This window comes from Bacillus sp. LL01, from assembly GCF_001037965.1.
In genome coordinates this window covers 19,630-28,417 of record NZ_LFEL01000012.1, presented here as the reverse complement: position 1 = coordinate 28,417, position 8,788 = coordinate 19,630, and the positions used below count along the sequence as shown (strand labels likewise).

Here is an 8,788-nt window from a genome sequence, read left to right as displayed (position 1 = left end):
AATCTCATGTAATTCAACGTCTTCTCCATACTCTTCATACAAAGGTTCGTCTGTAATTGGCAACCAAACCTCAGGAGCGACGTCTAAATCTCCGCGAGCAATCCCAGTCCATACAGGCGTTTTATCTAATTCATTTAACTCAACATTGTAGCCCTCTTCTTCAAGTACTACTTTCCACATGTTTGAAACAGCAACATTCTCAGCCCAGTTGTTTAAACCAACTTTTAAGGTACCTTTACTATCTTCAGACCCTGCATCGTCCCCACCACAAGCGGCAAGAATAATAGAAGCTGAGAGAATAGCTGTAGTCATTTTTAACCATTTTTTCATCTTTCCAAAACCCCTCTTCTTTTTCTTGAAAAAATCATTTAGTCAACAAATAGGCATTTTAAAGATACTTATTGATAATGTCAAGCGACCTAAACAAATCAAAAAGACTGTATTGAGGCAATTTTAAGCACTTGATTTGATCAATTTGTTAATTAAGGGTAAACTATACTACTGTGTGTAAAATCTAGAATCCTACAATTGGATTGAGATGTGCAAATTGGGGGATAATCTATTTGCACTACACTTTTACCTGTTAGGGAGAATATGAAAATTAGGGATGGTGTGATTACGRTGAAGCCTAAAATTACTGTTGAACAAGTAACTAAAGTCTTTGGTCAGACGCCGAAGAAAGCTGTGTCTATGTTAGCTGAAGGCAAGTCTAAACAAGAAATTCTTGAGAAGACTGGAAATACAATTGGGGTTAATCAGGCTTCTTTTGAAGTATACCCTGGAGAGATATTTGTAATCATGGGATTGTCAGGAAGTGGAAAATCTACATTAGTTCGAATGTTTAACCGTTTGATTGATCCTACATCAGGCAAATTGCTGGTTGATRGAGAGAATATCTTAGATATGAAACCAGAACAATTGCGTAAACTTCGCCGTGAAAAAATGGGTATGGTGTTTCAAAAGTTTGCGTTATTCCCACACCGTTCGGTTCTAGAAAATACCGGATATGGACTTGAAGTTCAAGGGATCAATAAAAAGAAGATTGAAGAGAGAGCAAGAGTAGCTCTTGAATTAGTTGGATTAAAAGGATATGAAAAAAGTTATCCGAGCGAATTAAGTGGAGGGATGCAACAGCGAGTAGGGTTAGCGCGTGCCCTTGCGAATGAGCCAGACGTTCTTTTAATGGATGAGGCATTCAGTGCCCTAGATCCTCTTATTCGTAAAGACATGCAAGATGAGCTTCTGGAGCTACAAGAAAAAATGGAGAAGACCATTATCTTTATTACTCACGATTTAGACGAAGCTCTACGTATTGGCGATCGTATTGCCTTGATGAAGGATGGTTCGATTGTACAGATTGGCACACCAGAAGAAATTATGATGAACCCGGCCAATGATTATGTAGAACGATTTGTTGAAGATGTAAATTTATCCAAAGTATTAACGGCTCAAAAGGTGATGAAGCGACCAGAAACGCTACAATTGGACCGGGGACCACGAGTAGCATTAGAGCTGATGAAGCACGAGGGCTATTCAAGTATGTATATTGTCGATAAGAAAAAGAAATTACTTGGAGCAGTTACTGCAGATGATGCTTCTGCTGCTGTTAAGCAAAATCTTAAACTTGAAGACATTATGATTAAGAATTTACCAACAGTGAAAGAAGATACAATTTTAGATGAAATCTTTGAAAAAATGACCGAATCACCACTGCCGCTCCCGGTTATCGACGAGCAAGATCGCTTAGTGGGAATTATAGTAAGAGGGCGAGTGATTGGGGCCCTTGCTGGTGATAAAGAGGGTTTAAATGAAGGAGTGGCGACAAATGAATAATATACCTGCAATACCATTAGGAGATTGGATGGACACCTTTATTCGCTGGATTAATGTTCAATTTGGAGGCTTCTTTGATTTTTTATCCCTTATTGTTAGTGGATATGTATCCTTTGTTGTAGATAGTCTGAGCGCAATTCCGGCACTTATTTTGATAATAGTCTTTACTGCCTTAGCTTGGTGGACAAGCGGTTGGAGAATCGGTGTATTCACATTAGCTGGGTTACTGCTTATCCTGAACATGGGTTACTGGGAAGGTACGATTCAAACCTTAGCGCTTATTTTAACTTCTGTTATTATTTGTATTGTGATCGGCATCCCTATTGGAATATGGGCTTCTCAAAATAATCAGGTTCAAAAGATAGTGACACCTGTATTGGACTTTATGCAAACGATGCCTGCTTTTGTTTATTTGATTCCATCTATTTTATTTTTTGGAATAGGGGTAGTACCTGGTATTTTCTCATCGATCATTTTCGCGATGCCGCCAACCATTCGTCTAACAAATTTAGGGATTAGACAGGTGCCAAGCGACTTGGTTGAAGCAGCCAATGCGTTTGGATCGACCACAAAACAAAAATTGTTCAAAGTACAGTTACCGCTTGCGATGCCGACAATCATGGCTGGTGTTAATCAAACGATTATGCTTGCCTTATCAATGGTTGTTATCGCATCTCTAGTCGGAGCACCTGGACTTGGATCAGATGTTTATCGCGCTGTATCACAAATTCGAATAGGTACAGGGTTTGAAGCTGKTCTAGCTATCGTTATTTTAGYTATTATGTTAGACCGCATTACTCAAAATTTAAAAAGAAAAAATAAATCTAATCAACCAACATAGATCAAGTAAACCGTACATGTAAAACCATGTGCGGTTTGTTTTTTTATTATCCATACATAATTTTGACAAACTTAGACAAAATAGATAAGGAGAAAAAATGTTGCACGGATTTTGTTGAAAGCATTGACAATCAATATGTCCAATTKATATAATTTTAAATTTATTTGACAAAATTGAGGATGCGTGCTATAATATATTTTAAGAATGAGGTGGGGTGTAATAATGGGAAAAACGTTGATAGACATTAAGCGTGCGTTAGATGCCAATGTTGGGAAACGGATTACAATTAAGGCGAATGGCGGCCGTCGGAAAACGATGGAACGTTCAGGTCTTTTAGAAGAAACATACCCTTCAGTTTTCATTGTGAAATTGGATGAACAACAGAATGCATTTGAACGTGTATCGTATAGTTACGCAGATATTTTAACTGAAACAGTCGAACTTATGCTTTGTGATGAGGGTGAAAGTGCCTCAGCAATAAAGTAACTCAACATAGAATTCACATACGTTGACTCTCTAATGGAAGCATTAGGGAGTCATTTTTTTTGATTTCAGGTGCATTCTAAGAATGTCGTCGGTCTTCTCAAAAAAGGAGTTGTTGTATCATGAGCAGAAAACGCGGTGTAATGTCTGAACAATTTAAAGAAGAGCTAGCAAAAGAGCTTGGCTTTTATGACACTGTCCAAAAAGAAGGATGGGGCGGTATTCGCTCGAGAGATGCTGGGAATATGGTTAAGCGTGCAGTTGAGATCGCTGAAAATCAATTGGCACATCAACAACAATCAAAATAGAGAGACGACAATAACCGAGGCATCATGCCTCGGWTTTCTTCATTGTTAAAGAGAAAATCGACTWGCTGTGGTATGTTGGATGAACAAGTGATAAAATAACGTAAGCAAATGGATAGTATAGAAGGTGACTATGGTGAAATGTTCAGTTAAAGCTCCTGCTAAAATTAATTTATCTTTAGACGCAATCAAAAAAAGAGAAGATGGGTATCATGAAGTTGAAATGATCATGACAACAGTCGATTTAGCAGACCGACTCGATTTGACAAGTACCGAAGACGGAAAAATCAAAGTAGATGTATCAGAAGGCTTCGTCCCAAGCGATCACCGTAACTTAGCTTATCAGGCTGCTTCTTTGCTAAAAGAGCGCTATCAAGTAAAGCAAGGTGTATCCATTTATATCACAAAAAGAATACCAGTTGCAGCAGGACTTGCTGGGGGTAGTAGCGATGCGGCGGCTACTTTAAAAGGCTTAAATGACTTATGGTCGCTAGGTCTTAGTTTGGACGAGCTTGCAACGCTTGGTGCGGAGATCGGGTCGGATGTTTCGTTTTGTGTTTATGGTGGCACTGCACTAGCGACTGGGCGTGGTGAAATTATTAAACATATTGACTCTCCACCTCCATGTTGGGTTATCCTAGCTAAACCACCAATTGGGGTGTCGACTGCTGATGTGTACAAGCGGTTAAATGTAAATGAGGTAGAACATGCTAAAACAGAGCAGATGATAGAAGCTATTAAAAACCAAGATTTTAAAGGGATTTGTAATCATCTTCATAATGTTCTCGAAACGGTAACGTTAGATATGCACCCAGAAGTTCGTAAAATTAAAGAACAAATGCAACGTTTCGGGGCGGATGGTGTGTTAATGAGTGGAAGTGGTCCGACTGTGTTTGGCTTGGTAGAGAAGGAATCAAGACTACATAGAGTATATAATGGGCTACGCGGTTTCTGTAGCGATGTGTATGCAGTTCGTTTAATTCGTTCCTAGTTTACTTGCTAAAAACCGTACAAAAGTGATATGTTATAACTAATTATTCGGTTTTTAGTGGGGGTATTATGAAAAAATTAAAACGAAGCGGACGGCTTGTCGATATGACTTATTATATGCTTCAGCATCCACATGAAGTGATCTCACTTACGTATTTTGCAGATCGTTACCAATCAGCTAAGTCTTCAATAAGCGAAGACTTGGTAATAGTCAAAGAAATATTTGAGCAAGAAGGGTACGGCACTCTCTTGACGATTCCAGGAGCGAGTGGTGGCATGAAGTACATGCCAAAGGTCGGAGAGAAAGAAGCGAGTGAGATTGTTGATAAACTCATAAGCCAATTAGCTGTACCGGGCCGAGTGTTGCCAGGTGGCTACCTGTACATGATGGATCTATTAGGAAGTCCTCGTTTTATTCAAGATGTGGGACGACTATTTGCTTCCGTTCTTGCTCATAAGAAGATTGATGCCGTCATGACGGTTGCGACAAAAGGGATACCACTTGCATACGCCGTTGCAGAGTATTTAAATGTACCTGTTAGTATTGTAAGGCGTGATCATCGTGTAACAGAGGGTTCTATGGTTAGTATTAACTACGTATCAGGTTCATCTAAGCGAATTCAAACGATGACATTAGCTAGAAGAAGCTTAGCGCCAGGGTCTCGGGTCTTTATAGTCGATGATTTTATGAAAGCTGGGGGTACCATTCGTGGTATGATTGATCTGTTAGAGGAGTTCCAGGCTGAACTGGTTGGCATCGGTGTACTGGTTGAATCAGTAGATGTGGAGGCAGAAGAACGTCTTATCGATGAATACATGTCAATTACCCGTTTATCGGAGGTTAATGTCAGAGACAAAACGATAAAAGTAGAAGCTGGGAACGTACTCGAAAAACTTGTACCGATTGCAGAGGAGGATTTATAATGAAAATAGTTCACACAAATAATGCGCCAGATGCTATTGGCCCATATTCACAAGGGATTATTGTAAATAATATGTTCTATAGCTCAGGTCAGATTCCATTAACGGCGGAAGGCGATTTAATCAATGGAACGGTAGAAGAGCAAACTCATCAAGTGTTTAAAAACCTTCAAGCAGTATTGGCAGAAGCAGATGCTTCACTTGAAACTGTGGTAAAGGCAACTGTTTTTATTAAAGATATGAACGACTTCCCTCGTATCAATGAAGTATATGGTGAATACTTTAATACTCATAAACCTGCACGTTCATGTGTAGAAGTGGCACGTCTTCCTAAAGACGTACTTGTTGAAATTGAAGTGGTTGCCTTAGTTAAATAAGTGCATGAAAGACTGTGCCAAAAGCACGGTCTTTTTTTTGTGTTATTAAAAAATAAAAAGATTATAAATTTTCTTTCTATAAAAGAAGGAATTAGAAAGTTAACAGAGAATTGGTATAGCATGAATAATCTACTCTTATAGGTGGTGACAACATGCAGGTAACAGATGTGAGATTACGTCGAGTGAACACCGAGGGCAGGATGCGCGCGATTGCATCTATCACAATTGATCATGAATTCGTTGTTCATGATATCCGTGTGATTGATGGAAACAATGGTTTGTTTGTAGCGATGCCTAGTAAGCGAACGCCTGATGGGGAGTTTAGAGATATAGCTCATCCTATTTCATCCCGTACACGTGACAAGATCCAAACAGCGGTACTAACTGAGTACGAACGGGCTGGAGAATTTGAAGAAGTTGAATACGAGGAAGCTGGAGCTTCCTAGGAAGTAGGACCTATCAATTAAGATAGGTCTTTTTTATTTCCTCCTTATTAAATGTAAATACCTTGTTTAGAAGGTAGGTTTTAGGTTGATTTAGGGAAATGTTCAAGAAGCTGACATATCCAGTTTGATACAACTAATGAACAGTCCTTGAAAACACATCAGTTTTAGGATATATTCGTAATGGAAAAAGGAACACTTGGGGGGAAACCATGAGTAGTCGTTTTGCGGTTATTTTAGCAGCAGGGCAAGGAACACGAATGAAATCTAAACTTTATAAAGTCTTACATCCTGTAAATGGAAAGCCGATGGTTCAACATGTCGTTGATCAAGTCTTAAAGCTTGGCTTTGAAGAAACAGTTACGATCGTAGGGCACGGAGCAGAAGTGGTACAAGAACAACTTGGTGATCAAGTAAAGTACGCTGTTCAAACAGAACAATTAGGAACCGGTCACGCCGTTATGCAAGCAGAGAATATTCTTGCGGATAAAAAAGGAGTGACGGTTGTTTTGTGTGGAGACACGCCACTTCTAACAGCTAATACGATCGATAAGCTTTTAGCTCACCACGCACAAGAAGGGGCAAAAGCAACTATTTTAACAGCTATGGCCGATGATCCGACTGGTTATGGACGTATTGTTCGAAATAACGAAGGGCTTGTTGAACGAATTGTTGAGCATAAAGACGCAACAAGTGAGGAACAACGTATTTCAGAAATCAATACAGGAACGTACTGTTTTGACAACGAAGCACTATTTGCCTCACTAAAAGACGTTGGTAATGATAATGCGCAAGGTGAATACTACTTACCAGATGTAATTGAAATCTTACAACAAAGTGGCGAAGTTGTTGCAGCTTATCAAACGCCAGCATTTGATGAAACGCTTGGAGTAAATGATCGTGTTGCCTTAGCGCAAGCAGAACGGATTATGAAACAACGGACAAATGAACATTGGATGCGTCGAGGAGTTACAATGATCGATCCTGATCATACGTATATTTCTACAGATGCTACGATTGGTCAAGATACGGTTATTTATCCAGGAGTAGTGATACAAGGCCAAACGTCGATTGGTTCTGAATGTGTGATTGGTCCAGGTACTGAAATTAAAGATAGTTCAATTTCGGACCGTACAACTATTCGTCAATCAGTGGTGCATGATAGTGAGGTTGGAACAGAAGTGACGATTGGTCCTTTTGCTCATATTAGACCGAAATCTACTCTTGGTGATCAAGTACGAGTTGGGAATTTTGTAGAAATTAAGAAGTCTACCATGGGTAATGGGAGTAAAGCATCTCACTTAAGTTATATCGGAGACGCCGAGGTTGGCAATGATGTAAACTTCAGCTGTGGAGCTGTTACGGTTAATTACGATGGCAAGAATAAATTTCTTACAAAAATTGAGGATGGGGCATTTGTTGGCTGTAACGCTAACTTAATTGCTCCGGTGACAATTGGAAAGAACGCACTAGTTGCTGCCGGCTCAACCATTACAGATGATGTACCTGGTGAAGCGCTATCTATTGCACGAGCTCGCCAAACCAACAAAGAAGGTTATCAAAAGAAATAATACCAAGTTACTCATGACGCGTATGACGATATATTATCTGGAGGGTATTCATAATGGCTAAATATGGTGATCCAAGCTTAAAGGTTTTCACATTAAATTCTAATAAAGACTTAGCTCACGAAATTACAGAGCATATCGGGGTTCCTGTTGGGAAAAGTTCAGTAACTCGTTTTAGTGATGGAGAAGTTCAAATTAATATTGAAGAAAGTATTCGTGGGTGTGATGTATATTTAATTCAATCTACTTCCGCTCCAGCTAATGAACATATTATGGAGTTACTAATTATGATTGATGCGATGAAGCGTGCTTCTGCTAAAACAATCAACGTTGTAATTCCTTATTAYGGCTATGCTCGTCAAGACCGTAAAGCGCGTGCTCGTGAACCAATCACATCAAAACTAGTTGCAAATTTAATTGAAWYTGCAGGCGCAACACGCGTGTTAACACTTGACCTACACGCTACTCAAATTCAAGGTYTCTTCGATAKTCCTGTTGATCAATTGATGGGTGTTCCGATCTTATCGACTTACTTTGAAGAAAAGCAATTAGAAGATATCGTTATTGTTTCACCTGACCATGGGGGAGTAGTACGTGCACGTAAAATGGCAGATCGCTTGAAAGCTCCTATCGCCATTATTGATAAACGTCGTCCAAAACCAAATGTAGCAGAAGTTATGAATATTGTTGGTAACATCGAAGGTAAAACAGCGATTATTATTGATGATATTATCGATACTGCCGGTACCATCACATTAGCAGCAAATGCTCTAGTAGAGCACGGCGCAAAAGAAGTGTACGCTTGTTGTACGCACCCAGTGTTATCTGGTCCAGCGATTGAACGTATTGATAATTCAAAAATTAAAGAACTTGTTGTAACAAACACTATCCCTCTAGATGAAGATAAAAAAATCGATAAGATTACACCACTATCAGTTGCGCCATTAATGGCTGAAGCGATTATTCGTGTCCATGAGCATGCATCTGTAAGTAAGTTATTTGATTGATTAAATGATTACGTAGAATT

Annotated in this window: 11 protein-coding genes; 10 read left to right on the top strand and 1 reads right to left on the bottom strand. The window is 39.3% G+C overall.

The genetic code is table 11. From position 1 onward, the window contains the following. Positions 1-330 (bottom strand): glycine betaine ABC transporter substrate-binding protein (locus AB685_RS20910; protein WP_047972524.1); only part of this gene is annotated, 330 nt, incomplete at its 3' end. A gap of 264 nt (positions 331-594) precedes the next feature. On the opposite strand from AB685_RS20910, the gene AB685_RS20905 reads away from it, so the two are divergent. The 10 genes from AB685_RS20905 (at position 595) to AB685_RS20860 (ending at position 8,768) form a co-directional block, all read left to right on the top strand. Continuing rightward, positions 595-1,833 (top strand): glycine betaine/L-proline ABC transporter ATP-binding protein, encoded by a 1,239-nt coding sequence (locus AB685_RS20905; RefSeq protein ID WP_047972523.1) that lies wholly within the window; start codon positions 595-597, stop codon positions 1,831-1,833. Next, a complete protein-coding gene (locus AB685_RS20900) occupies positions 1,826-2,674 on the top strand; it encodes a proline/glycine betaine ABC transporter permease (RefSeq protein ID WP_047972522.1) in 849 nt (282 codons plus the stop codon). Before AB685_RS20905 ends, AB685_RS20900 begins: the two co-directional genes overlap by 8 nt. Positions 2,675-2,896: 222 nt before the next feature. Further along, a complete protein-coding gene (locus tag AB685_RS20895; RefSeq protein WP_047972521.1) occupies positions 2,897-3,160 on the top strand; it encodes a Veg family protein in 264 nt (87 codons plus the stop codon). A gap of 119 nt (positions 3,161-3,279) precedes the next feature. Continuing rightward, positions 3,280-3,465, top strand: coding sequence for a small, acid-soluble spore protein, alpha/beta type (locus tag AB685_RS20890; protein ID WP_047972520.1), 186 nt, complete (start codon positions 3,280-3,282; stop codon positions 3,463-3,465). A gap of 133 nt (positions 3,466-3,598) precedes the next feature. Beyond that, positions 3,599-4,453, top strand: coding sequence for a 4-(cytidine 5'-diphospho)-2-C-methyl-D-erythritol kinase (ispE, locus tag AB685_RS20885; RefSeq protein WP_047972527.1), 855 nt, complete (start codon positions 3,599-3,601; stop codon positions 4,451-4,453). Positions 4,454-4,521: 68 nt separating this feature from the next. After that, a complete protein-coding gene (gene purR, locus AB685_RS20880; protein WP_047972519.1) occupies positions 4,522-5,376 on the top strand; it encodes a pur operon repressor in 855 nt (284 codons plus the stop codon). Further along, a complete protein-coding gene (locus AB685_RS20875) occupies positions 5,373-5,750 on the top strand; it encodes a RidA family protein (RefSeq protein ID WP_198530558.1) in 378 nt (125 codons plus the stop codon). Before purR ends, AB685_RS20875 begins: the two co-directional genes overlap by 4 nt. 152 nt (positions 5,751-5,902) lie before the next feature. Continuing rightward, entirely contained in the window at positions 5,903-6,196 is a 294-nt protein-coding gene (gene spoVG, locus AB685_RS20870) for a septation regulator SpoVG (RefSeq protein WP_047972517.1), read from the top strand. Positions 6,197-6,405: 209 nt separating this feature from the next. After that, positions 6,406-7,764 carry a bifunctional UDP-N-acetylglucosamine diphosphorylase/glucosamine-1-phosphate N-acetyltransferase GlmU gene (gene glmU, locus AB685_RS20865; RefSeq protein WP_047972516.1) on the top strand — a complete coding sequence of 453 codons (1,359 nt, stop codon included), beginning with the start codon at positions 6,406-6,408 and terminating at the stop codon, positions 7,762-7,764. A 50-nt stretch (positions 7,765-7,814) separates the two neighbouring features. Beyond that, the gene (locus AB685_RS20860) at positions 7,815-8,768 is read left to right on the top strand and encodes a ribose-phosphate diphosphokinase (RefSeq protein ID WP_128755918.1); all 954 of its coding nucleotides are present in this window, start codon (positions 7,815-7,817) and stop codon (positions 8,766-8,768) included. Positions 8,769-8,788 lie beyond the last annotated feature (20 nt).

Coding starts and splice junctions, on each gene's coding strand:
- AB685_RS20895 (WP_047972521.1), top strand. CDS start 2,897: ATGGGAAAAACGTTGATAGACATTAAGCGTGCGTTAGATGCCAATGTT.
- AB685_RS20890 (WP_047972520.1), top strand. CDS start 3,280: ATGAGCAGAAAACGCGGTGTAATGTCTGAACAATTTAAAGAAGAGCTA.
- purR (WP_047972519.1), top strand. CDS start 4,522: ATGAAAAAATTAAAACGAAGCGGACGGCTTGTCGATATGACTTATTAT.
- spoVG (WP_047972517.1), top strand. CDS start 5,903: ATGCAGGTAACAGATGTGAGATTACGTCGAGTGAACACCGAGGGCAGG.
- glmU (WP_047972516.1), top strand. CDS start 6,406: ATGAGTAGTCGTTTTGCGGTTATTTTAGCAGCAGGGCAAGGAACACGA.